At 44.2% G+C, this 25,501-nt stretch carries 29 protein-coding genes; 17 read left to right on the forward strand and 12 right to left on the reverse strand.

Annotated features, from left to right (window positions below):
- Positions 1–2: 2 nt before the first annotated feature.
- Positions 3–740, forward strand: coding sequence for a tyrosine-protein phosphatase (locus tag EWM62_RS08040; protein ID WP_129876153.1), 738 nt, complete (start codon positions 3–5; stop codon positions 738–740).
- 119 nt (positions 741–859) lie between these two features.
- Here EWM62_RS08040 and EWM62_RS08045 read toward each other — a convergent pair whose 3' ends face one another.
- On the reverse strand, positions 860–2,098 hold the full coding sequence (locus EWM62_RS08045) for an ABC transporter permease (RefSeq protein ID WP_129876154.1): 1,239 nt from the start codon (positions 2,096–2,098) through the stop codon (positions 860–862).
- 140 nt (positions 2,099–2,238) lie between these two features.
- On the opposite strand from EWM62_RS08045, the gene EWM62_RS08050 reads away from it, so the two are divergent.
- Entirely contained in the window at positions 2,239–3,042 is an 804-nt protein-coding gene (locus EWM62_RS08050; protein WP_129876155.1) for a TlpA family protein disulfide reductase, read from the forward strand.
- Positions 3,043–3,099: 57 nt separating this feature from the next.
- Here EWM62_RS08050 and EWM62_RS08055 read toward each other — a convergent pair whose 3' ends face one another.
- Positions 3,100–3,453: a HesB/IscA family protein gene (locus EWM62_RS08055; RefSeq protein ID WP_129876156.1), complete on the reverse strand. Its 354-nt coding sequence runs from the start codon at positions 3,451–3,453 to the stop codon at positions 3,100–3,102.
- Positions 3,454–3,544: 91 nt separating this feature from the next.
- On the opposite strand from EWM62_RS08055, the gene EWM62_RS08060 reads away from it, so the two are divergent.
- The 4 genes from EWM62_RS08060 (at position 3,545) to EWM62_RS08075 (ending at position 8,033) form a co-directional block, all read left to right on the forward strand.
- A complete protein-coding gene (locus EWM62_RS08060) occupies positions 3,545–4,075 on the forward strand; it encodes a DUF7935 family protein (RefSeq protein ID WP_129876157.1) in 531 nt (176 codons plus the stop codon).
- Between the two features lie 5 nt (positions 4,076–4,080).
- Positions 4,081–5,628: an acyl-CoA mutase large subunit family protein gene (locus tag EWM62_RS08065; RefSeq protein WP_129876158.1), complete on the forward strand. Its 1,548-nt coding sequence runs from the start codon at positions 4,081–4,083 to the stop codon at positions 5,626–5,628.
- Between the two features lie 309 nt (positions 5,629–5,937).
- On the forward strand, positions 5,938–7,362 hold the full coding sequence (gene dnaA / locus EWM62_RS08070) for a chromosomal replication initiator protein DnaA (protein WP_129876159.1): 1,425 nt from the start codon (positions 5,938–5,940) through the stop codon (positions 7,360–7,362).
- Between the two features lie 215 nt (positions 7,363–7,577).
- Complete coding sequence (locus EWM62_RS08075) at positions 7,578–8,033, forward strand: nuclear transport factor 2 family protein (protein WP_203235009.1); 456 nt, start codon at positions 7,578–7,580, stop codon at positions 8,031–8,033.
- A gap of 137 nt (positions 8,034–8,170) precedes the next feature.
- Here the strand turns inward: EWM62_RS08075 and crtD are convergent, their stop codons facing one another.
- Positions 8,171–9,643, reverse strand: a complete 1,473-nt coding sequence (gene crtD, locus EWM62_RS08080; protein ID WP_129876160.1) for a 1-hydroxycarotenoid 3,4-desaturase CrtD — start codon at positions 9,641–9,643, stop codon at positions 8,171–8,173.
- Between the two features lie 223 nt (positions 9,644–9,866).
- The gene (locus EWM62_RS08085; RefSeq protein WP_129876161.1) at positions 9,867–10,874 is read right to left on the reverse strand and encodes an aspartate-semialdehyde dehydrogenase; all 1,008 of its coding nucleotides are present in this window, start codon (positions 10,872–10,874) and stop codon (positions 9,867–9,869) included.
- Between the two features lie 159 nt (positions 10,875–11,033).
- Between EWM62_RS08085 and EWM62_RS08090 the strand changes: the two genes are divergently transcribed.
- From EWM62_RS08090 to EWM62_RS08120, 7 genes are all read left to right on the forward strand, one after another.
- Positions 11,034–11,984, forward strand: a complete 951-nt coding sequence (locus EWM62_RS08090) for an NAD-dependent epimerase/dehydratase family protein (protein WP_129876162.1) — start codon at positions 11,034–11,036, stop codon at positions 11,982–11,984.
- Between the two features lie 66 nt (positions 11,985–12,050).
- The gene (locus EWM62_RS08095; RefSeq protein ID WP_129876163.1) at positions 12,051–12,776 is read left to right on the forward strand and encodes a YebC/PmpR family DNA-binding transcriptional regulator; all 726 of its coding nucleotides are present in this window, start codon (positions 12,051–12,053) and stop codon (positions 12,774–12,776) included.
- A gap of 79 nt (positions 12,777–12,855) precedes the next feature.
- Positions 12,856–13,071: a DUF2442 domain-containing protein gene (locus EWM62_RS08100; RefSeq protein ID WP_129876164.1), complete on the forward strand. Its 216-nt coding sequence runs from the start codon at positions 12,856–12,858 to the stop codon at positions 13,069–13,071.
- Positions 13,072–13,152: 81 nt separating this feature from the next.
- A complete protein-coding gene (locus EWM62_RS08105) occupies positions 13,153–14,022 on the forward strand; it encodes a hypothetical protein (protein ID WP_129876165.1) in 870 nt (289 codons plus the stop codon).
- Positions 14,023–14,039: 17 nt separating this feature from the next.
- Positions 14,040–14,441, forward strand: a complete 402-nt coding sequence (locus EWM62_RS08110; protein WP_129876166.1) for a hypothetical protein — start codon at positions 14,040–14,042, stop codon at positions 14,439–14,441.
- Between the two features lie 95 nt (positions 14,442–14,536).
- Positions 14,537–15,046 carry a phosphoribosyltransferase family protein gene (locus EWM62_RS08115; RefSeq protein WP_129876167.1) on the forward strand — a complete coding sequence of 170 codons (510 nt, stop codon included), beginning with the start codon at positions 14,537–14,539 and terminating at the stop codon, positions 15,044–15,046.
- Between the two features lie 88 nt (positions 15,047–15,134).
- On the forward strand, positions 15,135–15,431 hold the full coding sequence (locus tag EWM62_RS08120) for a GIY-YIG nuclease family protein (RefSeq protein ID WP_129876168.1): 297 nt from the start codon (positions 15,135–15,137) through the stop codon (positions 15,429–15,431).
- 59 nt (positions 15,432–15,490) lie between these two features.
- On the opposite strand, the gene EWM62_RS08125 is transcribed toward EWM62_RS08120, so the two are convergent.
- Genes EWM62_RS08125 through EWM62_RS08135 form a run of 3 tightly spaced genes read right to left on the reverse strand, consistent with a single transcriptional unit; the run spans position 15,491 to position 17,687 of the window.
- Entirely contained in the window at positions 15,491–16,000 is a 510-nt protein-coding gene (locus EWM62_RS08125) for a shikimate kinase (RefSeq protein WP_129876169.1), read from the reverse strand.
- Positions 16,000–17,151, reverse strand: coding sequence for a BT_3928 family protein (locus tag EWM62_RS08130; RefSeq protein ID WP_129876170.1), 1,152 nt, complete (start codon positions 17,149–17,151; stop codon positions 16,000–16,002). Before EWM62_RS08130 ends, EWM62_RS08125 begins: the two co-directional genes overlap by 1 nt.
- The gene (locus EWM62_RS08135) at positions 17,148–17,687 is read right to left on the reverse strand and encodes a DUF1599 domain-containing protein (protein ID WP_129876171.1); all 540 of its coding nucleotides are present in this window, start codon (positions 17,685–17,687) and stop codon (positions 17,148–17,150) included. The genes EWM62_RS08130 and EWM62_RS08135 overlap by 4 nt, the downstream gene beginning before the upstream one ends.
- 121 nt (positions 17,688–17,808) lie before the next feature.
- On the opposite strand from EWM62_RS08135, the gene folP reads away from it, so the two are divergent.
- A complete protein-coding gene (gene folP, locus EWM62_RS08140) occupies positions 17,809–18,666 on the forward strand; it encodes a dihydropteroate synthase (protein ID WP_129876172.1) in 858 nt (285 codons plus the stop codon).
- Positions 18,667–18,670: 4 nt separating this feature from the next.
- Here the strand turns inward: folP and EWM62_RS08145 are convergent, their stop codons facing one another.
- The 5 genes from EWM62_RS08145 to recJ form a co-directional block, all read right to left on the reverse strand.
- On the reverse strand, positions 18,671–19,075 hold the full coding sequence (locus tag EWM62_RS08145) for a membrane lipoprotein lipid attachment site-containing protein (protein WP_129876173.1): 405 nt from the start codon (positions 19,073–19,075) through the stop codon (positions 18,671–18,673).
- Between the two features lie 13 nt (positions 19,076–19,088).
- Positions 19,089–19,478, reverse strand: coding sequence for a hypothetical protein (locus EWM62_RS08150; RefSeq protein ID WP_129876174.1), 390 nt, complete (start codon positions 19,476–19,478; stop codon positions 19,089–19,091).
- 205 nt (positions 19,479–19,683) lie between these two features.
- On the reverse strand, positions 19,684–21,207 hold the full coding sequence (locus EWM62_RS08155; protein ID WP_129876175.1) for a GH3 auxin-responsive promoter family protein: 1,524 nt from the start codon (positions 21,205–21,207) through the stop codon (positions 19,684–19,686).
- Positions 21,208–21,318: 111 nt separating this feature from the next.
- A complete protein-coding gene (gene lptB / locus EWM62_RS08160) occupies positions 21,319–22,059 on the reverse strand; it encodes an LPS export ABC transporter ATP-binding protein (protein WP_129876176.1) in 741 nt (246 codons plus the stop codon).
- Between the two features lie 49 nt (positions 22,060–22,108).
- The gene (gene recJ / locus EWM62_RS08165) at positions 22,109–23,836 is read right to left on the reverse strand and encodes a single-stranded-DNA-specific exonuclease RecJ (RefSeq protein WP_129876177.1); all 1,728 of its coding nucleotides are present in this window, start codon (positions 23,834–23,836) and stop codon (positions 22,109–22,111) included.
- 198 nt (positions 23,837–24,034) lie between these two features.
- Here recJ and EWM62_RS08170 point away from each other — a divergent pair, with 198 nt between their 5' ends.
- The 3 genes from EWM62_RS08170 to EWM62_RS08180 all read left to right on the forward strand — a co-directional run bounded on the left by EWM62_RS08170 (position 24,035) and on the right by EWM62_RS08180 (position 25,466).
- Positions 24,035–24,622 (forward strand): TetR/AcrR family transcriptional regulator, encoded by a 588-nt coding sequence (locus EWM62_RS08170; protein WP_129876178.1) that lies wholly within the window; start codon positions 24,035–24,037, stop codon positions 24,620–24,622.
- A gap of 68 nt (positions 24,623–24,690) precedes the next feature.
- Positions 24,691–25,161 carry a hypothetical protein gene (locus EWM62_RS08175; protein ID WP_129876179.1) on the forward strand — a complete coding sequence of 157 codons (471 nt, stop codon included), beginning with the start codon at positions 24,691–24,693 and terminating at the stop codon, positions 25,159–25,161.
- The gene (locus EWM62_RS08180; protein WP_129876180.1) at positions 25,158–25,466 is read left to right on the forward strand and encodes a DUF3817 domain-containing protein; all 309 of its coding nucleotides are present in this window, start codon (positions 25,158–25,160) and stop codon (positions 25,464–25,466) included. Before EWM62_RS08175 ends, EWM62_RS08180 begins: the two co-directional genes overlap by 4 nt.
- Positions 25,467–25,501: the final 35 nt, after the last annotated feature.

Below are 25,501 nucleotides of genomic sequence, written 5' to 3' on the forward strand. Positions count from 1 at the left end.
AAATGTTCGGATTATTTAAGAAGAAAGAGGAAAAACGTACTGTAAGTTTTGATTACAGTTCGATAGTGACAGATATGCATTCGCACGTTTTACCGGGTATTGACGATGGGGCGCAAAACGTTGAGGAATCTATAGTCCTGATCAAAAAAATGATGGAGTTGGGGATCAAAAAAATAATTGCTACCCCGCACATTATGATAGATTATTACCGTAACGATGCCGAAAGTGTTGGGAACGCGCTTGCCATCCTGAAAGCGGAACTGAAAAATCAAAACATCGATATAGATATATCTGCAGCGGCTGAGCATTACTTTGACGAAACTTTTGAAAAGCGCCTGGAAGACCGCAAGGTTTTAACCATGGGAGATAACCATGTATTGTTCGAGCTTTCGTTTATTAACCAGCCTCCGAATATTATCCAGATCATTCAAAAAATGAAGGATTTGGGGTATAAGCCTATATTGGCCCACCCCGAAAGGTACGGCTATATGACCATTGAACAATTAAAAACCATCCGTAACTGGGGCTGCGATCTGCAACTGAACACGATATCGTTAGCCGGGTATTATGGCAAGCACACTAAAAAATTAGCCGAAGAACTGGTAGATAACCAAATGGTTGATTTTATATCGAGCGATATGCACCACCCCCGCCACGCAGCAGCGTTCGAAACCGCGCTGACCATGCCATACCTGGAAAAACTACTGTTTGATTATCCGCTGAAGAATGTAATGCTGTAGTTAGGGGATCAAGATGTAAGAGTCAAGTACCAAGACAAAAATATAATTATAACAAAGGGCTTAGATATTATCTAAGCCCTTTGTTATTTCTTGATTCTTGACTTCTTACATCTTAATTTCTACTCGTATCTCAACGCCTCTACAGGGTCGAGCTTGGATGCTTTTTTCGCGGGGTAAAAACCCGACGATAAACCAATAAATGTACACAAGGCTACTGCCGAAAACAACCATACCCACGGTACAATAAATGTCCCGCTGATTTGTACGGCTATGAGGTTACCCGCGCCCATGCCCAATATTATACCGGCAAAGCCGCCTATAAGGCAAATTACAATAGCCTCGATCAAAAACTGTTTGCGTATCACCGCCGGCGTGGCGCCAATAGCCTTACGCAATCCAATTTCGCGGGTACGCTCGGTTACCGATACCAGCATAATATTCATCAGGCCAATGGCAGCACCTATTAAGGTGATTGCGCCAATAGCAAAACCGGCTACCGTGATACCCGTAAGTTGCCCTGATAGCTCTTGCTGGATCGAATCGCTCCTTGATATTTCAAAGTTTTCGGCCTGTCCAATACGGATGCCACGGATATTCCGCATCAGCGAAGTAGCTTCACCAATACTGGCATCAAGCACATCAGGGCTGTTAACGTTTACTGTTACCCCAAACGATGGTTTTGATGTGGCCGCAATTTGCCTGGCCTTTTGCACCGGGATGATGCAAAATTTATCGCCCCCAAAACTGTTGCTTCCTTTGGGTGCAACTACACCAATTATCCTGAATTTGCTGCTGCCCAGCAGTATCGATTTGTTTATCGGGTCTTCGTTCTTAAATAATTTTACTTTCAGCTCATCGCCTATGATAACCACGTTAGCGCCGTGCTCCAATTCGGATGATGAAAAATTACGGCCTAAGGCCAGCTTATGCCCTTTTATAAAAAGGTAATTATCGTTACTGCCTGTTACCGATATATTGGGGTTGGTTTTAATGCTGTTATACTTGGCAATAGCGGTGCCGGTAACGCTCAGGTCGATACTGATGCGTGCCGGTAATTTATAAAGTTTTGAAAAGCGCTCGGCCTGGTCATAATTGATAGCCGGGTATATTTTACGGTGCCCGCCGTTACCAAAATTAATACCGCTTCCACGGTTCTGGATGGTAAAAGAGTTTGCCCCCAGGCCGGCAAAAGCATCGTTTGTAAATTGCTTAATGCCCTCAATAGCCGTTAATATCCCCACTAATGCCATAATACCTATGGCAATAATTAACGCGGTAAGCGATGTACGCAGCCTGTTACCGGCTATAGATTGTAACGCTATGGATATATTTTCTCTGAAGGTTGTTTTTACCGGCATGCCCTAAATATAAAAAAACTTGACGGTATGACTATAATAAGGTATGGTTTGTTACAGCCACAGCAGATTATTATATTATTTAAAAGCCTGTTGACCGGGTAAAAAACTTGTGCTACTTTTATTTTATTCTCTATTTAAACATGAAGCAAATAATACTGCTGCTATTGGCCATAAGTTTTGTTACCGTTTGCCGGTCGCAAACAACAACTATGATGAAGCCAAAAATGCTTACTGAGCACACCGTTGTAAAAGATACTGCCGGTAACGTGGTGCCTTATGCGATTTGGTCCTCTTTGATGCAGTCGCAAGGGTACTCAATAAAAGTATTACCCAGCGGGGATACCAGCATATATACCCTGAATAAATTATCCGGACAGAAACGGGCTTTAATTAAATCGTTACGTGTAAATAAACCGGCAGATACAACTGCAAGTGCCGCACCTGTAATTGAACCAGTAACCATTGTTCAAAAACCTGCGGTATATGTTCCTGATTATTTGCCACGACAATCAGAATCGTTCCGTAATGGTGATGCCTTTAAATTCTTTAAAGATAAAGACATCAATGGTGAAAAGATAGATATCAATGCGCTGAAAGGTAAAATAGTAGTACTTAATTTTTGGTTTATCAATTGCCCTGCCTGTCGTTCGGAAATGCCCGAACTAAATAAAGTTGTTGCAGATTATGCTAATGATCCCGATGTGATATTCGTAGGTTTATGCCTTGATCAAAAACAAAAAATAAAGGATTTTATTGCAATGGTGCCTTTTAACTTTAAACATATTGCTGATGCAGCTTACTACGGTAATAAATATAGCATAAATCTATATCCTACTACGCTGGTTCTGGATAAGCAGGGTATTATCCGCTTTAACGCTGTCGGTGCCGACAATACCGGTTATTGGGTTAAAAAAACTATCGAGGATTTCAAAAGCGCAAATTGATTGCAACAAAAAAGGCCCTCGTAACTAACGCGGACCTTTAAAATATCTATGTAATATTTATACCGAGAACGAAGTACCGCAGCCGCAGGTGCTGGCGGCATTAGGATTATTAAAAGTAAAGCCACGTGCGTTCAATCCATCCTGAAAATCTATCTGCATACCGGCAAGGTACAGGCCATGCGCTTTGTGCATGTAAACCTTAATACCTTCAATTAAAAACTCCTGGTCGCCGTCTTTCTTCTGGTCGAAGCCTAAAACATAGTTCATGCCCGAACAGCCGCCGCCTTCAACACCAACACGCAGGCCAAAATCGTCGTTCAGTTCTTGCTGGTCTTTCAACTTAAAAAGTTCTTTAACGGCACCCTGGGTAAAAGTTACAGGGGCAGTAAGGGTTTCAACGATCGCGCTCATCTTATTTTTAATTAACTACACAAATATAAGGTAAAATGCGGATTTTTGCAGCGACCGATTTATTTATGACCTCCGTTTAACATTCGTAAAAATGAACCTTTACAATTACCTGTTAGAGATATTAAAGTACACCATTGCCGGTATTGGTATTATATATATAGCGTTTTACCTGTTTAAACCCTACCTGGATAAAACCACCGCCCTGCAAACGCTGGAGTTTAAAAAAGCGATAGCCAACCAAACCCTGCCCCTGCGCTTACAGGCTTACGAACGTTTGGTGTTATTTATCGACAGGATAAACCCGGCCAACTTATTGATCCGTTTAAACGGCAATGGTTACACCGCTGCCGAGCTGCACAGCATTATATTGAACGAGGTGCGTACCGAATATCAGCATAACGTTACCCAGCAAATTTATGTAAGCACACAGGCCTGGGCCGTAGTAAAGCGCGTAAAAACGGATACCCTTAGCCTCATCAGCAACGCTGTACAAACTATGCCGGATAGCGCTACCGGGCTCGACCTGGGTAAAGTGATACTTACGCATTTGAGCAAACTGGAAGACGACCCTTACGAAACGGCAACTAACCTGGTGCGTAAGGATTTGGATAATATATTTTAAACACTATGGCCGATAAAAAATTTAAAACCATTTCGGGCATCGAGCTTAAGGAAGTTTATACCGAGCCTTCGGGCATGACAGAGTTGCCGGGGCAGTACCCTTACACCCGCGGCATCCAGAAAGATATGTACCGGGGAAAACCCTGGACCATGCGCCAGTACGCGGGCTTTTCAACCGCCGAAGAAAGCAATAAGCGTTACCACTATTTATTAAGCCAGGGCACCATGGGCCTGTCGGTAGCTTTCGACCTGCCTACCCAAATAGGTTACGATAGCGACCACGAGCTCTCCGAAGGTGAAGTGGGCAAAGTTGGCGTAGCGATAGACTCGTTGAAGGATATCGAGATATTGTTTGATGGCATCCAGTTGAAGGATATCACCACCAGCATGACCATCAACGCTACAGCCAGTATCCTGCTGGCCATGTATATCGCGTTAGCAAAAAAACAGGGCGCCGATCTGAAACAGATCTCGGGCACCATCCAAAACGATATATTAAAGGAATACGCGGCAAGAGGTACTTATATTTATCCGCCTACTCCGTCCATGCGCTTGATCACTGATATTTTTGAATATTGCAGTAAGGAGGTACCCAAATGGAATACCATATCCATATCGGGCTACCACATCCGCGAGGCAGGCTCAACCGCCGTGCAGGAACTGGCCTTTACACTGGCCAACGGCAAAACCTATTTAAGGGCCGCGTTAGAAAAAGGGCTGGATATTAATGTGTTCGCTAAACGCCTTTCGTTCTTCTTTAACTGCCATAATAACTTTTTCGAGGAGATTGCAAAATTCAGGGCTGCGCGGCGCATGTGGGCGCATATTACCAAAGAGCTTGGGGCCACAGATGCCGGCGCGCAAAAATTACGTTTCCATACCCAAACAGGGGGCTCTACTTTAACCGCACAGCAGCCCATGAATAACATAGTGCGCGTAAGTATGCAGGCTTTAGCCGCGGTATTGGGTGGTACACAATCCTTACATACAAATGGTTACGACGAGGCTTTGTCGTTACCAACCGAGGCCGCTGCCAAAATAGCCCTGCGTACCCAGCAGATCATCGCTTTTGAAAGCGGCGTAACCGATACGGTTGACCCGTTGGCAGGCTCATATTTTATAGAAGCTTTAACCGATGAACTGGAAGCAGCCGCCCAATTATATATAGATAAGATTGATGCGATGGGTGGCTCGGTAAAAGCGATTGAGCAGGATTACATCCAGCAGGAGATTGCCGCGGCCGCCTACCAATATCAAAACGATATAGAAAGCGGCGACCAGGTACTGGTTGGCGTTAACAAGTTTACCCAGGCCGAAGAAGTGAACCCAAATGTTTTTAGGGTTGATGATGCCATCCGCAGGCAACAAATTGATAAGCTTACGCGTTTAAAAGAGGAAAGAAACAATGACGAGGTAGAAAGAGCGCTGCAAAATTTGGCAGACGCGGCCCGTGGAAAAGATAACCTTATGCCGTATATTTTAACAGCCGTTGAGTGCTACGCAACACTTGGCGAGATAGCCGATACACTACGGAATATATTTGGAGAATATTGACAAGTTTTATCGTTCTAATTAAGAATTTTCGCAAACATTTCACGGGAAACTAATCCACATTTTTGACGGTACCAATGTTTAAACTTTTAAAACCGCATTCCCGTAAAACTGGCGCATAAAACGCCTTTATACATGCGAAATATAATGTTAATAACTTTAATATTCGCAATACAAACAGATAATTTTTATAAATATATTTCTCAAAATTTATTTTTTTATCCGCTTTTTTTTAGAATATTCGATGTTCCGAAACGGCACAAAAACTTACCGCTTCGGAGGCTGTAAATCAAGATATTACTTAATACTTATATGGAAAAAACTTGTACTAACGTTTGGAATAGCTGCCTTCAGATAATAAAAGACAACATACCGGCACAAAGCTTTAAAACCTGGTTCGAACCAATAAAAGCTTTGCGTATGGAGGGTAGCGTTTTAACGATACAAGTACCAAGTTTATTCTTTTACGAGTGGTTGGAAGAGCATTATGTAGGCTTGCTGCGCAAAACAATAAAAAAGCAATTAGGCGACGAAGGTCGTTTAGAGTACAACATTGTTGTTGAGCAGTCATCAAGCAAGCCGTATACTACCAACATGCCCTCGAATGGAAATGGTGCTGAATCAAAAAATCAGTCTATGCCGATACCTATTTCTATAAATAAGGATATTAAGAACCCGTTTGTAATACCGGGCCTTAAAAAGCTGAACGTAGATCCGCAGCTAAACCGTAACTACACCTTCGAAAATTTTGTTGAAGGCGATTGCAACCGTTTGGCGCGCTCTGCAGGCTATGCTGTTGCTGCCAAACCGGGCGGCACATCATTTAATCCGTTGATGATATACGGCGGCGTAGGCCTTGGCAAAACGCACCTGGCCCAGGCCATTGGTAACGAAATTAAACGCACCCTGCCCGATAAGCTCGTACTATATGTAAGCTGCGAAAAATTTACCCAGCAATTTGTTGACGCGCTTAAACACAACAACATAAACGATTTTGTGAATTTTTACCAGGCGATAGATGTACTGATCATGGATGATGTGCACAACTTTGCCGGTAAAGAAAAAACACAGGATTTCTTCTTCCACATTTTTAACCACCTGCACCAAAGCGGCAAGCAGTTGATCATCACATCAGATAAAGCGCCAAAGGACCTGGCCGGTTTAGAAGAACGTTTGCTATCGCGTTTCAAATGGGGCCTTTCTGCCGATCTGCAGATCCCTGACCTGGAAACGCGCATGGCTATCCTGAAAAACAAAATTTACCAGGACGGCATCGAACTATCGAACGATGTGGTTGAATACGTTGCCCATAACATTGATAACAACGTGCGCGAACTGGAAGGCGCGATGGTATCCTTACTGGCGCAAAGCACCCTTAACCGTAAAGAGATTGACCTGAACCTGGCCAAGCAAATGCTTAAGAATTTTGTAAAAAATTCGGCCAAGGAAATTTCGATGGAATACATCCAAAGCCTGGTTTGCGAGTACTTTGAAGTGCCTATCGAAATGGTAAAATCACAAACTCGCAAACGCGAAATTGTACAGGCCCGCCAGATATCGATGTACCTGGCAAAAGCGCACACCAAAAGCTCGTTAAAATCAATCGGTAATTTCTTTGGCGGCCGCGACCACTCTACCGTTATCTATGCCTGCCAAACCGTTGAAGACCTTATTGATACCGATAAAAAATTCAAAGGCTATGTAGCCGATATCCAAAAGAAACTAAAAATGTCGTAGTTGACATGTTAGATATTAGAAAGCCCTGCAGAGATGCGGGGCTTTTTTGGTTTTTAGATTTATCCTTACCGGGCATGTCATTGCGAGGAGCGATAGCGACGTGGCAATCTCAGCATATCCGATTGTCCTATGAGATTGCCACGCTATCGCTCGCAATGACATGGTGTTTAATATTGTTTTTTATCCTTAAATTGCCTCAACAAATCAGCTCAATTATGAAAAAACTAATCCTTACAATCGTAATGCTGGCATTAGCCGCACCGGCCTTTTGCCAAACGGATAAAGACGATATCAAAAAAACCATTACCACCATGTTTGATGGCATGCGCAAAGGTGATAGCGCCATGCTGCACTCTACCTTTCATAAAGACATGGTATTGCAAAGTGTGGTAAATAAAAAGGATGGCTCAACCATACTTGCTTCAGAAAAGGCAGACGACTTTGTAAAGCAAGTTGGCACCCCACACAAAGATGTTTACGACGAGCGTATTACCTGGGGCGATATTAAAATAGACGGCGACCTGGCCAGCGTTTGGACACCCTACAAATTTTATGTTGGTGATAAATTCAGCCACTGCGGTGTCAACTTTTTTCAGCTGATGAAAGCAAAAGACGGCTGGAAAGTGATATATATTGTTGACACCCGCCGCAAGGATAATTGCCCTGAGTAGGGCCCTCACTCAATCCTCTCCAAAGGAGGGGGCTTTAAACATCGCGTCATTTAGGTACGACGCAATCTCCCGATAGGCAACGACGGAAATATGGCGTTTATGCAAGTGTTGAGATTGCTTCGTGCCTCGTAATAACGTTAGCTAATTATATCCGCTGTTATCTTCGCCGATAACAAACAAAGCGGGATGCCGCCGCCGGGGTGTACGCTCCCCCCGCAAAAATACAATCCCTTAACTTTTGATGACTTGTTGGCATGCCTCAAAAATGCCGCGAACCGGTTATTGGAGCTGGTGCCATAGATAGAGCCTTTATACGATGAGGTTTTACTTTCGATACTGCGCGGATCAAGGATGCTTTCGCATACGATGAGTGGCGCGATATCCTCTCCAAGTATTTTAGAAAGCTTAGCAATAATATGCTGCCGTGCATCTGCGATAAGCTTGTCCCAATCCTGCCCGTTGTTGGCGGGTACGTTGATCATCACAAACCAATTTTCGCAGCCTTCCGGCGCGTCATCTGTTTTATATTTCGAACTGATGTTGAGGTAAACCGTGGGATCATTATAAATATCCTGTTGCTTCCAGATGTGCCCGAACTCGGCCCTATAATCGGCACTAAAAAATATGTTGTGCAGATCAAGCTCCGGGAAATGCTTTTTTATTCCCCAGTAAAATATCAATGCCGAGCTGCTGCGTTCCTGGTTTAAAATTTTCTGCGGATGTAGCTTTGGATATTTGCCAAGCAGGCGGTTGTAGGTAAACCAAACGTCCATATTAGAAACTACCACGTCGGCCAAAATATTTTCGCCTTTTGCGCGGATACCTTTTGCCTTATTGTTGATTACTACGATCTCATCCACCTTATAATTATAATGGAACTTTACACCTAACTCTTCTGCCAGCTTAACGAGGCTTTGGGGGATGCTGTACATGCCACCATAGGGAAAATATGCGCCGAAGTGGTGCTCAAGGTGCGGAATAACATTCAGGGTAGCGGGCGCCTGGTAGGGATCAGATCCATTATAGGTCGCATACCTGTCAAAAAACTGTACGATTCTCTTATCTTTAAAGTTAGATTGGTTAGCCTTATGCATGGCCCTCAATGGATCAATTTTCGGAAATCTCAATATCGACCTAACCGTATCCCACCTCAAATAAGTTTTTAGCTTATGCAGCGATCGCTCTAAAAATACGTGATTAGTTATGCTGTAAATATCGCTGCTATTGGCAAGGTGTTTTATTACGGATGCAGCAGGTTCACCGGTTTTGCTTTCAATCTCTTGAGCGAATTGTTGGGTATCGGCATAGGCGCTTAAGCGAGTGCTATCTTCGTAAAAGTATTTGCAAACTACATCCAGCTTTTGGTAGGTGAAGTGATCAGCAGGGTTTTTACCGGCGAGTTTAAAAAGTTCATCCACATATTGCGGCATGGTAAACAGGCTTGGCCCGGCATCAAAACGGTAACCATCTTGCTCAAACTGCGATAACTTACCACCCGGGTAACTGTTAGCCTCGTAAACCTCAACCGTGTAACCCTTAACCGCCAAACGGATAGCCGTTGCTATCCCCGCTATACCGGCACCAATAATTACAGCTTTTTGTTGAGGCATGGGGGTAAAGATAAGGGAAAGCCTCTTAACAGCCATAAAAACATGTCATTGCGAGCGATAGCGTGGCAATCTTAGCATATCCGCATGTCCTCTGAGATTGCCACGTCGCTACGCTCCTCGCAATGACAATTTTTAAAGGTTTTCAAATAAAAATAGGGATAATCATCAGATTATCCCTATTAAATATGCAGAGAAACTAATCTCTAATCACAATTCTCAATCTCTAAACCTCAACCGCCTGCCCAATCAAATGGTTGGCAGCCAGGTATTCCGCAATCTGCACAGCGTTAGTAGCTGCTCCTTTGCGTAGGTTATCAGATACTATCCAGCAGTTAAGGGTATTATCCTGGCTTTCGTCACGGCGAAGGCGGCCAACAAATACTTCGTCCTTGTCGTGCGCGTCAAGCGGCATTGGGTATTTTAGGTTTGCGGTATCATCCACTACTACAATACCCGGCGATTTTGCCAGCAGCTCGCGTACTTCGCTCAAATCAAAATCGTGCAAAAACTCAATGTTTACCGACTCCGAGTGGCCACCCATAACCGGGATGCGCACAGTGGTAGCGGTAACCTTAATGCTATCGTCACCCATGATCTTTTTGGTCTCCAATATCATTTTCATTTCCTCTTTGGTGTAACCATTCTCGGTAAATACATCAATCTGGGGGATCACGTTCAGGTCGATGGTGTAAGGGTAAACCTTTGGCCCGTCGATACCTTTACGCTCGTTAAAAAGCTGGTCAACTGCCTTAACGCCGGTACCGGTTACCGATTGGTAGGTGGATACCACAACGCGTTTAATTTTATAAGCATCGTGCAGGGGTTTTAAGGCCACCACCATTTGTATGGTTGAGCAATTTGGGTTCGCGATGATCTTGTCATCAGCGGTCAACACATCTGCGTTCACTTCGGGCACAACCAATTTTTTGGTTGGGTCCATACGCCATGCTGATGAATTATCGATAACGGTAATACCTGCAGCCGCGAATAACGGCGCCTGCTCTAACGAAGTACTGCCGCCGGCACTGAAAAGCGCAACGTCCGGTTTCTGCTTTATCGCATCCTCAACAGAAACCACCTTAAACTGCTTACCCTTAAAAGTGATTTCTTTACCAATACTTTTAGCGGAAGCTACGGGAATTAATTCTGTAACGGGGAAGTTGCGTTCGGCCAAAACCTGCAACATTTTAGTGCCTACCAATCCTGTGGCACCAATAACTGCGACTTTCATTTTGTTAATTTATGTGTGTATATGTTAAATTGCAAATATGCGATTTTTTTCGCTTTTATTCACCAGTTTGTCTACCAATTTAGTATATAAACCTTTGTTTTTGTAAAAATTAAAGGTTTTGATGCAATTTTTTACCTTTGTACCTAAACCTGCGATTGCATGAGCGAAAAGATTTTAGTGATTGGCGCCAATGGGCAAATTGGTACCGAACTGGTAACTGCTTTAAGAGGCATCCACGGTGCCGAAAACGTTATAGCATCTGATATAAACAGCCCTAACTATGCCATTCGCAATAGCGGGCCGTTCGAGTTTGCGAACGTGCTGGATAAGGATAACCTGCACCATTTATTTGATAAGCACCGCCCCACACAAGTGTACCTGCTGGCGGCCATCCTATCTGCCGTAGGCGAACAAAAACCAAAAATGGCCTGGGACCTGAACATGACCGGCCTGTTGCACGTGCTTGATTTTGCCGTGGAGTTTAAAACCTCAAAAATATTCTGGCCAAGCTCGATAGCGGTTTTCGGGCCGCACTCGCCACAGTACAATACCCCGCAATATTGCGTAATGGACCCCAACACGGTTTACGGCTTTAGCAAGCTGGCCGGCGAACGCTGGTGCGAATACTATTACGTTAAATATGGTGTGGATGTGCGTAGCTTACGTTACCCCGGCCTTATTGGCTGGCGCGCAAACCCCGGAGGCGGTACAACAGACTACGCGGTGCATATCTTCCATGAAGCATTGAAAAAAGGTAAATACCAGGGCTTCCTGTCGGCACAAACAGCTTTGCCCATGATGTATATGGACGATGCTATCCGCGCTACCATTAATTTGATGGATGCCCCGGCCGAAAACCTGAGCATCCGGTCGAGCTATAACCTGGCAGGCATCAGCTTTACACCCGAGCAACTGGCCGAAGAAATTAAAAAGCATATCCCCGATTTTGAGATGAGCTACGCAGATAGCGACCCCCGCCAGGCCATTGCCGATAGCTGGCCAAAATCGATAGACGATACCCAGGCACAACAAGATTGGGGCTGGCAGTTAGATTACGACCTCGCCAAGATCACCGGGGATATGCTAACTAACCTGAAAAAGATTATTTAAGAAAACAATATTATATTCGCTGTGTCCATGGTCTATAGTCCATGGACCATGGACAAACCAATTAATATGGGAAGAGCATTCGAATTCCGTAAAGAAAGAAAATTTAAGCGTTGGGCCAAGATGGCCGTGCAGTTTACCCGTTTGGGTAAGGAAATTGTAATGGCTGTTAAAGCAGGCGGTGGCGACCCAACCACAAACTCGCGCCTGCGTACGGCTATCCAAAACTCTAAGGCGGTAAATATGCCTAAGGATAGGGTAGAGGCTGCCATTAAAAGGGCAACCAGTCGTGATGAAAAAGATTACGAAGAAATTGTTTACGAAGGATACGCGCAGCATGGCGTAGCTATATTGGTAGAAACCGCTACAGATAACCTGAACCGTACTGTTGCCAACGTGCGCAGCTATTTTACAAAATATGGCGGTACACTGGGTAAAACCGGCTCGTTGGATTTTATTTTCAGCCGTAAATCGGTATTTACATTTGATCCGGGCGACCGCGACCTGGAAGAACTGGAATTTGAACTGATAGATGCCGGTTTGGAAGACCTTTTTGTGGAGGCCGACGAGGAAGGAAACGATATAGCAGTTTTGCATACCGCTTTTGAAGACTTTGGTAAAATGCAAAAAGCATTGGAAGAGATAGGTATCGAAACAAAATCGGCCAAGTTGGAACGTGTTGCACAGTCAACCACATCGGTAACCGAAGAGCAAGCCGTTGATGTTTTCAAGATTATCGACCGTTTGGAAGAAGACGACGACGTGCAGGCGGTGTACCATAATATGGCGGAGTAAGACAATTTCGGATTTCGGATTTTCGATTTCGGATTTATTAGAACGATAAGTTTAACTTTAAACTTTTGACTTAATACAAATGCCACTATTTTCATCAAGCAAGCAGGAAAAAAAAGTTAAGGTGACCTTTGCCAATGGTTTGCTTTTTGTAGAAAAAGCAGATGGCAAGCAGCAGGCGTTCCCGCTGGAGTGGTTCCCGGGTCTGATGAACGCTACTGAAGAGGAGCGCGAAGATTGGAAACAAACCCCAACCGGCATCCACTTTAACGCGCTGGATGTGGATGTAGCACTTTAATTACTCAATTTGAAGATGTGGCAATTTGAAAATGAATATCAATTTTCAAATTTTCAATCAACAGATTTTCAAATTATACAAATGACTTTTGAAGAGTTTTTTAATAAGAAGCGTATAGACCTGGCTGCTTTACAAGCAGCAGAGCCGGGCCTGTTTGCCGAATTTGAAAAGCACTTTAACCAAATGGGTGAGAAAAGTTTCGACCATACCAAAAAATACTGGTTCAATAAGCTGAGATTGTTATATCACCTTGCACCCGAGCTTAAGCCGGAGAAAATGCACCAGGAAAACCAATTGGCCGAACAGACAATTGTAGAAACACTTACCGATACCATCCCTGCATCAACTACCGGCTTTAAGCCAAGATTTAAACCAGGCATGGGTAGCAAACCTGTTGAGGAAAAGCAGGAAACCCCGGCGGAAACTGACGTGAAAGTTGAAATTTCCGCAGCAGAAAACACCGCTCCCAAACCCGCTTTCAAACCCCGTTTCAACGCGAAAATGGTTGCAGCTAAACCTGCTGAAGACGAAGCTAAACCGCAAGCAGAACCTGTTAAGGATGAGGCAGGGACAACGCCATCGGCAAATACCACCGCGCCTAAGCCGGCCTTTAAGCCACACTTTAATATGAAGATGGCCGCACCGAAGCCTGCTGAAACGGAAGAGGTAAAGTCCGAAGCAGAACCTGCGAAAGAAATTACGGAAACAGCCCCGGCAGAAGAAGCCACTACGCCAAAACCGGCAGGCTTTAAACCGCGTTTCAACATGAAAACGATGGCACCAAAACCTGCTGGGACGGAGGAGATAAAGACAGAGCAACCACCTGCAGAAACTAAAACTGCGGAAGAAGAAAAGCCTGTGACAGAACTAACACCTGCCGCACCAAAAATTGGTTTCAAACCAAGGTTTAATGCAAAAACCACCAAACCGCAAACCCCACCCGAAGAATAATTTTATACAACAGAAATATGGAAGCTAAAGAACTTTTTAACGAGAAACGAGGGGCAGAACAGCAGCCAAAAAAGGACAGTCCGCTGGTAAGTTTAGAGCGCGATCTTAAATTCTTTAACGAATCTATCCGCGAGGTAGCTATAGAAATTATGGTTGAAGGACTTTCACTACACCCGATATTCATCGCCCATCAGCATGAAATTAAACTCGGTGAACTGATATTGGACAGGATAGAACTGAACACCGAATGGAGCATCCACGCCTCAACTATAGAAGAATTTGTAGAGCGCGGCATCATCAAAACTGAATTGAAGGAACGTTTCCTGAACACCTATAAAAACCCCAACGATTTTATGTGCCTGTTTGTGGTAGTACCAGAAGGGGCTAATTTTGTGTATTATCCGTATGTAAAAAGTTGAAATGTTATAAGGTTGAAATGTTGTAAAGTTATTTTTACCTTTAAACCGTATCAAACATTCCAACATTTAACTTCCAACGTTACAAAAAACTCCCCATGTCTGATAAAAAGATCCTGATATTAAACCAGCAGCAAATACAGCAGAAGATAGACCGTATTGCTTACCAGATATTGGAAGATAATTTTGACGAGAAGGAGATCCTTATAGCCGGGATCCTGCCCCGCGGTAACCACGTAGCCGGGCGTTTAAAAACCGTTTTAGATAAAATTGCACCGTTTACCAGCAGGTTGTTAACTATTGAACTGGATAAACAAAGCAGCCAGCTGCAGGCCAAAACCAATTTTGACGTACAGGACTGCAGTAATAAAGTTATTGTTTTGGTTGATGATGTGCTGAACAGCGGCAAAACCCTCGCTTACGGTTTCGGCGTATTCCTTGATGTCCCCCTAAAAAAGCTGCGCACGGTAGTACTTATAGACCGTAACCACAAAAACTTCCCGGTAACTACAGATTATGCCGGTATTGCCCTCTCAACTGTTATTAAAGAGCATGTAGACGTGGTGCTGGACGAAGAAGGACAGGAGGATGCTGTTTATTTGAGGTAGAATGTTACGCGCTTACCACCATGTCATTGTGAGCGATAGCGTGGCAATCTCATAGGACAAGTAAACGGCTTTTCTAATAAAGGGATAAATGAAAATCCACCAGTACTACGTTTATATAATTACTAATGCTTCTAATAACGTGCTTTATACCGGCGTTACCAATGATTTAGCGGATCGTGTACTTCAGCATAAGGATAAAATGAATAAAGGTTTCTCGGCGCAATATCAATGTGGCAAACTTGTTTATTACGAAGAATTTCAATGGATACAAGATGCTATAGCGCGTGAAAAACAAATAAAGGCCGGTTCGCGGAAAAAGAAGATAGCTTTAATAGTTAACGAAAATCCCGATTGCAATGACTTAAGCATCGGGTGGTATGATTAGCTTATTTACGCTTGGATATGCTGAGATTGCCACGCTACGCTCGCAATGACATAGCTGAGTCAATGCAACCCCACCACCACTCCCGCCAACTTCTCCACACTCATATCTATACCATCAACCACGTGAGTAGCTTTTAAATAAAAGCCTTCGCGTTCGGCCAGTTTGTGTTCGATAAATGCCACCAGTTCATCGCCTTTTTTGCCTTGCAGAACGGGGCGCGGGGTTTTGGCGTTTTCTAAACGGTTAGCCAGTGCCTTGGGCGATAATTGTATATAAAGTGTTTGTCCGTGGCTGTTCATCCAGTCCATGTTATCAAAAAAGCAGGGCAGGCCACCGCCGGTTGATACTACCGTGTTTTGTGGATAAGCAGTTGTTTTTAATATTTCGCTTTCCAGGTTACGGAACGCTTCTTCGCCATGCGATGCAAAATATTCGGCAACGGTTGAACCCACTTTGGCTTCAAGGGTATGGTCAAGGTCAATAAATTCGTAACCTAATCCTGCTGCCAGTTTGCGGCCCCATGATGTTTTACCGCAGCCCATAAATCCAACTAAAAATATCAGGCCCATTATTGTTTGCTCAGGTAGTTTTTAATAAGGTCTTCGTACTTAGGCATATTATGAAAATGCCATTTGTTTATCACTACGCCATTTTTTAACAGTATAATACCCGGATTGGATCGCACCATCGTTTTTAACGGTACACCATCGGCGTAAAATAATTCGCTTACCAGTTTATGGTCTTTAGAAAATTTTTGCGCGCTTTCGGGGGCATTTGATGTTAAGAATACAACACGGGTGTTGTAGTTCTGGATAAGGTTGGCGGCTAAAGCGTTGATACGGTTAACGGCTTCAGAGTTAGTGTCATCAAGGTTATAAGCTACAACCCAAAGGCTATAAAACGGGCTCGACAACAATTCCTGGTTGTAATTATTCCCCTGTGCATCCTGGATGTTGAGGTCGCGTATTTTGGGTTCAAAACCTTTTTTAACCAGCCGGCTTTCTGGGTTGCCTTGTATTTCCCAACTGGCATCTTTCCAAATGCCCGATTTAAGGTACTCCTTGTCGGTCATGGTTTTGGTTTCTTTGGATTTTTTGTTGGCAAGCTTGTAGGTGATCTCAAACTCATCAGGCACAGCACCCGATGGGGTCTTCATTTCTTCCAGGATGTTCGCGCCAATTTTATAGGGTAGAAAATCTACCACCGGCAAAAAATTATAAGTGTACAAGCCAAAACCGATGGACACAATTGCCGCGCCGATCAGCAGGTTATCACCAGTCTTGGCATTGGCCAACGGTTTGATTCTTTTACGGTTCACAAACAACACTAACACCAATAGCAGTAACATCAAGTCTTTAATAAACGACTGCCATGGCGTAAGCGGAATAGCATCACCAAAACAGCCGCAGCTTTGCACCACTTTAAAGTAAGCCGAATAGAACGTAAGGAACGCAAAAAATATGATAAGCAATAACAAACCCCAAACTACCTTTATCGCCCGCGCACCAACCAGCAGGGCAAATCCAAGTATCATTTCTAACGCGCAAAGTATAATGGCCATACTTAAGGCAAAGCCGTTTAGCCAGGTGATGTGAAACACCTCGAAGTATTCTTCCAGTTTGTACGAGAAGCCAAGCGGGTCGTTAGCCTTTATCAATCCTGAGAAAATGAATAAAAGCCCAACGGCTATCCTGCAAAACCACACCAATCCGTTCTTCATTTTACACCAAGTTTTATCAGTGCGAACACCGCGTAGTTCAGCATATCCTGGTAGTTAGCTTTTACACCTTCGGATGCCAGGGTTTGGCCTTTGTTATCTTCTATTTGTTTTACGCGCAGTAGTTTCATCAGAATCAGGTCGGTTAACGAGCTGATGCGCATATCGCGCCAGGCCTCGCCATAATCATGGTTTTTGGCAAACATCAATTCCTTGGTCTCGTTCACCTTGCCATCAAATATCATTTCTACCTCGGCAGCATCCAGTTCGGTAGGGGTTTCGGGGGCGCAATCCAGCTGCATCATGGCAATAACACAATAGTTTACAATGCCAATGTACTCGCCGGTGATGTCCTCGTTAACTTTCGAAACCTTTTTTTCTTCGAGGGTACGGATGCGCTGCGCTTTGATAAAGATCTGATCTGTGATGGATCCGATCCGTAAAATGCGCCAGGCGGTGCCGTAGTCGCGAGTTTTTTTGATGAAAAGGCCCCTGCAAATATTTATTACCGCTTCGTATTCTGCTGCTGTGTTGCTCACTTAGTTGTTGTAAAGTTGTAATGTTTGAAGGTTGAAATGTTATCAGCAAATAGGGTGAAAGGATTTATGTAAAGTACTTTAACTTTACAACGTTTCAACCTTACAACGTTTCAACCATCAGATGGCTAAAGATACATTTTTTCAGAAAAAGGCAACCATAAATGCAGATGGTAAATTGATAGGTCTGTCTACTCCAAAAGTGATGGGCATCATCAATATTACGCCTGATTCTTTCTATGCCGAAAGCCGTAAAATAAATGCCGAAGATATACTTTTGCAAGCCGAAAAAATGCTAACCGAGGGTGCCACTTTCCTTGATTTAGGCGCCTATTCATCCCGCCCCGGCGCAACTGATATTTCTGTACAGGAAGAAACTGACCGCCTGTTGCCTGCGGTTGAAACTATCGTATCAACCTTTCCGGATGCTGTTATTTCTGTCGATACCTTTCGCGCTAAGGTTGCAGAGGCTGGTGTAAAGGCGGGTGCGCAGATCATTAATGATATCTCGGGCGGCGAACTGGACGAGGATATGTTTGCCACCGTTGCCCGTTTGCAGGTGCCTTATATTTTAATGCACATGAAGGGCAACCCCCAAACCATGCAGCAATTGGCCAATTATGAAGACGTGTTTGCTGAGGTGTACGATTATTTCGTAAAGAAGATCTGTCAATTAAAGCAATTAGGCGTGCACGATATCATTTTAGACCCCGGCTTCGGCTTTGCCAAAAAACAACAGCACAGCTACGCGCTGATGAGTAGGTTGCAGGAATTTAATACATTGCAATTGCCTGTGCTTGCAGGTATATCCCGCAAAAAAATGATCTATAATTTATTAGGCACCACCGCCAACGAAGCTTTGAACGGTACAACGGCGCTCAATACCATCGCCCTGATGAAAGGGGCAAATATATTGCGCGTGCACGATGTAAAGGAAGCTGTTGAAGCGGTGAAAATTTACAGTGCCTGCACCTCATCCTGAGGGATTATTTTACCCGCTGGTAATCAACCGCAATATTATCAGTAATGGTTGTGCCGATGGTAAGCGTATCTCCGTGAAGGCGGATCTCTGTACCGTATTGCGTATCATCGTCGAAATAGATCCGGTTGTAAACCACGCCATCCAATGTATCTGTGTTTAACCTGATGCTGTAACCGCCTTGCTTATTCAAAGCACCCTTTTCAAGTAGTTTATAAGTACTATCGATATTTAATTGGAGCAGGTTCATGTTACCGGGTGCATAATGTTCGTTGATGCCTATAAGGCCTCCATAACGTCCGCGCAATTCCCAGTTGCCGGTAAACTCATTTGAAGTAACCGGGGTAGTATTATCTTTTTGGCACGACGCAAAGGCTGTTACAATTACGATAAGTAAAATGATCTTTTTCATTTGCTAACAGTTTTTACTTAATTTTTATGTATTGATAAGTAGGCCCGTCGGCTATAGAAGTGCCGATGTAAATGGTATCGGGTTTATAGCTAAACGCGTCGCGGTAATCGGGGTTGGTAAATGTTATGGTACCATATTTAAATCCCCGCTCTTCGCCCGTAAAATTTATGCTGAACTTACCTTTAGCCGTTTCTTTGCCGTCTGAGGATTTAGTATAAGTGCTGTTGGTGTTAAACTGGTACTTGTCCCCTTTGCCCGGAGCTATCGAAACACCCGGACTAAACCCACCTGATATCGATCTTAATTCCCATGTGCCGTTAACAGATGGGATCTTTGGGTTATCGTCCTTTTTGCAGGATGCAAAACAGGCAACTACAAGCACAAACAGTAAAGTTTTTTTCATTTCGACCAGTTTATAACACTATTACGCAAGTGGTTACGCGAATGCTACAAGGATAAGTGAATATTTTGATTTGAGGCGACCGGAGGCCTTATAATATTGCTCACCCGGCTGGAGCCGGGCGAGTGCAAATTGGTAACTTTATTCCACGCAGTCGCTCGCGTCTTCGCGAGTGACGACTATTATGAGGCCTCCGGCCGCAGTAAAACTAATTCACTATAAACTGCGTCATTTTTAATATCGAATCTACGTACTCGCGGTTATTGGCAAGGCGAGGTACTTTATGCTGACCGCCAATTTTTCCCTTTTCCTTCATCCAGTTAAAAAAAGTGTTTTGGGCTACCGCTTTTACCTGCGGGCGGCGAAGCGCCATATCTTTAAAGCGCTTGGCATCGTAATCAGAGTTTACACGGCGCAGGGTTTCGTCCAGCAGGTCAACAAAGCGTTCAAACTCGGCGGGGCGTTTTTCAAATTCAATAAGCCATTCGTGTGCGCCGCATTCGTTATCGTTAAAATAAACGGGAGCAGCAGTATAATCGCGAATAATAGCGCCGGTTTGCGAGCATGCTTCGGCAAGGGCGCGTTCGGCATTGTCTATGATCAGTTCTTCGCCAAAGGCATTAATAAAGTGCTTGGTACGGCCGGTTATCTGGATGCGATAAGGCACCAACGAAGTAAAACGAACGGTATCACCTATCATATATCGCCATAAGCCGGCGTTGGTGGTAATGATGAGCGCGTAATTTTTATCAAGCTCAACCTCGTATAGCGTAAGTGTTTTCGGGTTTTCCTCGTGCAGGTTCTCTATCGGTAAAAACTCGTAGAAGATGCCATAATCAAGCATTAACAACAATTCGCCGGGGTTTTCTACATCCTGTATCCCAAAAAAACCTTCGGATGCATTGTAGGTTTCCAGGTAATACATATCATCATTAGGGATCAGTTTCCTGAACTGCTCGCGATAGGGAGTGAAGTTAACCGCCCCATGAAAATACAATTCCAGGTTTGGCCAAACTTCCAGCAGGTTTTTTTTACCTGTGATTTCCAGGATACGCTTAAACAGCAGAATATTCCAGGTGGGCACACCGCTGATGCTGGTTACATTTACATCCTTGGTGGCATAGGCCATCTTTTCAATTTTCTCCTCAAAGTTTTCGAGCAGGGCAATGTCCAGGTGCGGGGTACGGTAAAACTCAGCCCAAACAGGCAGGTTTTTCATGATCACCGCGGATAGGTCGCCAAAAAAAGTATCGGCATTTAACTGCCCAACCTGGTGGCTGCCGCCAAGTGTTAAACTTTTCCCGGTAAAAATGCGCGCGTTGGGCCTGTTATTAAAGTACAAGGTAAGCATATCCTTACCGCCCTTAAAGTGGCATTCTTCTAACGACTCCTCGCTTACGGGGATAAACTTGCTGCGGTCGCTGGTTGTGCCAGATGATTTGGCAAACCAGCGGATCTCTGACGGCCAAAGCACGTTTTGCTCGCCTTTGAGCATCCGCTCGATGTAAGGTTTTAGTGTATCGTAATTTTGGATGGGAACACGATCTTTAAACTGTGCCAGGTTCTCGATGCTTTTATAACCGTATTGCTTGCCCCATTCGGTGTTTTCGGCACCGGCTATCAATTGCTCAAACCACTCCTCCTGTACCTCATTCGGGTATTTCTTGAAAAGCTCTATCTGGTGGATACGCTTTTTCATGAACCAGGTAAATACGGAGTTGATTATGGTCATAAGTTAGTTGATAGTTCGTAGTTGATGGTTCATAGTTGATAGTTCGTATCTTTGGGGCTTTCTATGAACCATGAACTATCATCTATGAACAACCTACAGCCAAATATAAAGTTATTGCGGGAACGTTTTTCTTTTCAATACAAAGTTTGCGCCAAGGTAAACCTTACGTACCATTTCGTTTTCGGCCAGTACCTCGGGCACGCCCGATTCCAGGATCTTCCCTTCAAAAAGCAGGTAGGCACGGTCAGTAATGGATAGGGTTTCCTGTACGTTGTGGTCGGTTATCAGGATGCCGATATTGCGGTGCCTTAATTTGGCAACCATCGCCTGGATCTCTTCAACCGCTATCGGGTCAACCCCGGCAAAAGGCTCATCCAGCAGGATAAAGTTTGGTTCGGCAGCAAGGGCGCGGGCAATTTCGGTACGGCGGCGCTCGCCACCCGATAATAAATCGCCCCGGTTACGGCGCACTTTGTGCAGGCTAAACTCATCTATCAGCTCTTCCAGCTTATCGCGCTGCTTGTCCTTGCTCATTTTGCCCATTTCCAGCACAGCCTTAATGTTATCCTCTACCGAAAGCTTACGAAAAACAGATGCTTCCTGCGCCAGGTAACCGATACCTTTCTGTGCGCGGCGGTACATGGGGTCGCCGGTTATATCTTCATCTTCTAAAAATATTTTGCCTTCGTTGGGTTTTATCAAACCTACAATCATGTAAAACGAGGTTGTTTTACCGGCACCATTTGGCCCAAGCAAACCCACAATTTCGCCTTGCGATACGTTGAACGTTACATCGTTTACAACGGTGCGCTGTTTATATTTCTTTACTAAATTTTCTGCCCGTAAAATCATATAGCCCCCTCTAAATCTCCCCCGATAGAGGAGAATTTTAAAATTCCTATTAAAGCCCTCCCTCTCGGGGAGGGTTTGGGTGGGGCTTTATCCCCTTTATATTTAACTGTATGCTGCGTTGTTCGCGCCATACGTTTTCCTCAATGGTATAGCAAATATCAAAGGGCACGCCCGGTTTTAATAAATGCAGCAGCTCGCCCTGGTTAAAGGCTATGCTGCTAAACGCTGCCGAGCCAGGCTGCATCACCAGCATTTTTACATGGTTACTGCCCACCAAACCCGCGTTACCGCTAACATACACATTTTTGCTGAGGAAAACCGGCGACATGTTCTCGGGCCCGAAAGGTGCAAATTGAGCCAGGATCCTGAAAAATTTAGCGTCGATATCCTTCAGTTCTATCTCCGCGTCGATGCTTACTTGTTGTACCAGTTGTTCATCAGTAATGGTTGAACTCACTACTTCCTCGAATTTTTGAATAAAAGCCGGAACGTTTTCGGGATGCATGGTTAAGCCGGCCGCGTACCTGTGCCCGCCAAATTGTATCAACAGATCACTACAGCCACATAATGCTTCGTACAGATCGTATCCTAAAACCGAGCGGGCCGAACCAGCAACATGCCCGTTCGATTGGGTAAGCACCACGGTTGGCCGGTAATATTTTTCGGTTAAGCGCGATGCCACAATACCAATAACCCCTTTATGCCAGTTCTTATTAAATACCACGGTAGATTTACGGGCTATCATCACCTCGTCGTTATCTATCATTCCCAAAGCCTCGTCGGTAATTTGCTGATCGTGGCCCTTCCGTTCGGTATTACGGATGTTGATCATGTCGCCCTTTTCTTTGGCGGCATCCTCGTGGCAGGCTATCAAAAGCTCAACAGCATGTTTGGCATCATCAATACGCCCGGCAGCATTAATGCGGGGGCCCAATAAAAACACCACATCACTTATGGTATAAGTACCTGTGCGCCCGGCAACCTGCATCAGCATTTTTACGCCTATGCATGGGTTTTCGTTTATTTTTTGCAGGCCTAAATGGGCCAGTACGCGGTTTTCGCCGGTGATATGTACGATATCGCAGGCGATACTAATCGCTACGAGGTCAAAGTATTCGGCAACACCTTCAAACGGCAGGCCGTGTTTATCAGACCATGCCTGTATCAGCTTTAAACCGATACCGGCACCCGAAAGTTCTTTAAAAGGATAAGCGCAATCGGCGCGTTTTGGGTCGAGTACGGCTATGGCTTCAGGCAATTCCGGGCCGGGAAGGTGGTGATCGCAGATAATAAAATCTACATTGAGCGTATTGGCGTAAGCAATTTTATCAACTGATTTTATCCCGCAATCTAAGGCGATAATTAAACTGAAGCCATTGGCCGCTGCATAATCAATGCCGGCGGTGGATATGCCGTAACCTTCTTTGTACCTGTCGGGAATGTAGTATTCTATATTTTGGTGGATCTTTTGAAAAAAGCTGTAAACCAGGGCCACGGCTGTGGTGCCATCTACATCATAATCGCCGTAAACCAAAATTTTTTCGTTTTTGGCAATGGCCTGCTCGATGCGGTCTATGGCTTTTTCCATATCCTGCATCAGGAAAGGATCGTGCAGGTGCAAGGTAGAGGGGCGAAAGAAGTATTTGGCTTCATCAAAGGTTTTAACACCGCGCCGCACCAACAATGCAGAAAGGACGGGATCAATGTTAAGGCCGGCAGCGAGTTCCTGTACAGTACTTGCATCTGCCGCATCTTTTAACACCCACCGTTTAATCATAAATCTATTGCTTTTAAAAGAGTAAAGATAGCAATTCGCCTGAACCCGAATTTTCAGAATTAAGGAATTTTAAGAATTGTTTATCGCTAAACGCAGAAGTTGGGAAATTCTTTTAATTAAAGTTCATTCATCGTAAAATAAATTTGGAAGCTGCTAAACTAACCAGTACGTTTGTGTACATACTAATCAGTATAAAAAATGTCTAAAGCGGCCACTACCCGTACCATGATCCTGACCAAATCCTTCGAGCTTATTTATAAGCAGGGGTACCAGACTACGAGTATAGATAATATTTTGGCTACCACCCAGGTTACCAAAGGCGCTTTCTTCTATCATTTTAAGAACAAGGATGAAATGGGACTGGCCATGATCAACGAGGTCATTTTCCCCGGGATGTACGCCAGTTTGGTAAAACCATTGTTAGACGCCAAAAGCCCGATAAACGATATCTACGAAATGATGCGGAACGTGTTATTGAAAGTGCCGTTCCTGAGGGCAAAATATGGCTGCCCTGCGGTAAATTTAATAGAGGAGATGTCGCCGCTGAATGAGGATTTTAAACAAGCATTAGTAAAACTTACCGACCAATGGCAGGCTGCTATCAAAGAAAGCATTAACCAGGGGAAAGCCACAAAAGAGATCCGCGGGGATGTTAACGCCGAATACGTGGCCTGTTTTGTGGTTGCCGGCTACAGTGGCATCCGTAATATGGGTAAGGCAATGGGCTCATCATGCTATCCAATCTATTTGCAGGAACTAAAAAACTATTTAAAGCAACTCGGGTAACAATTTTTTTTCAGTTAAAACATACTAATTGGTATGTTTTAATTATGTTTGTTGCTGATATTATAATCATGTTAAATACGCTGTTATTTTTTCATTCGATGGTTAGGTGGGCCGTACTGGGTACATTACTTTATGCCATTTACAGATCTTATAAAGGTTGTAGCGGTAAACTAACTTTTACCAAAAGCGACGATTTTGTGAGGCACTGGACAGCCACTATCGCGCATATCCAATTAATGCTTGGTATTGTACTGTACACGCAAAGCCCTAATGCTAAGTTCACTTTACACGCCATTGGCACTGATGGACAAATAACCCAACCATTCTTTTTCGGTGTGCTGCATTTATTGCTGATGGTATCGGCAATTGTTATCATTACTATAGGCTCGGCTATGGCCAAGCGTAAACCAACAGATAGCGGGAAGTTTAAAACGATACTGATATGGTTTGGCCTGGCGCTGTTTATTATATTTATAGCTATACCCTGGCCGTTTTCGCCACTGGCGCAAAGGCCATATTTACATTCTTTTAATTTATGAAACAATTACTCTCCACAAACATTGGCCGCCTGCGCATCATCGGCTTTTTAGAAGGCATCTCACTATTGGTGTTAATATTTATAGCGATACCGCTTAAGTACTTAGGGCACAATCCGGTGATGGTAAAAGCGATGGGGCCTGTACACGGCGCCTTATTCCTGTTGTTTATTGTGAATACGGTAAGCGTAGGGGTAGAACAGAAATGGCAATTTAAAACCACAGGCAAAGTGTTGCTGGCATGCATCATCCCCTTCGGTACCTTTTATATCGACAGAAAGATACTGAGGACAGCAAAAACTATTTAAGATCAGAACTTAGACTTTAGCGTTTGGAATTTCCC

The sequence above is a fragment of the Mucilaginibacter terrigena genome (genome assembly GCF_004168255.1).
Classification (GTDB): domain Bacteria; phylum Bacteroidota; class Bacteroidia; order Sphingobacteriales; family Sphingobacteriaceae; genus Mucilaginibacter; species Mucilaginibacter terrigena.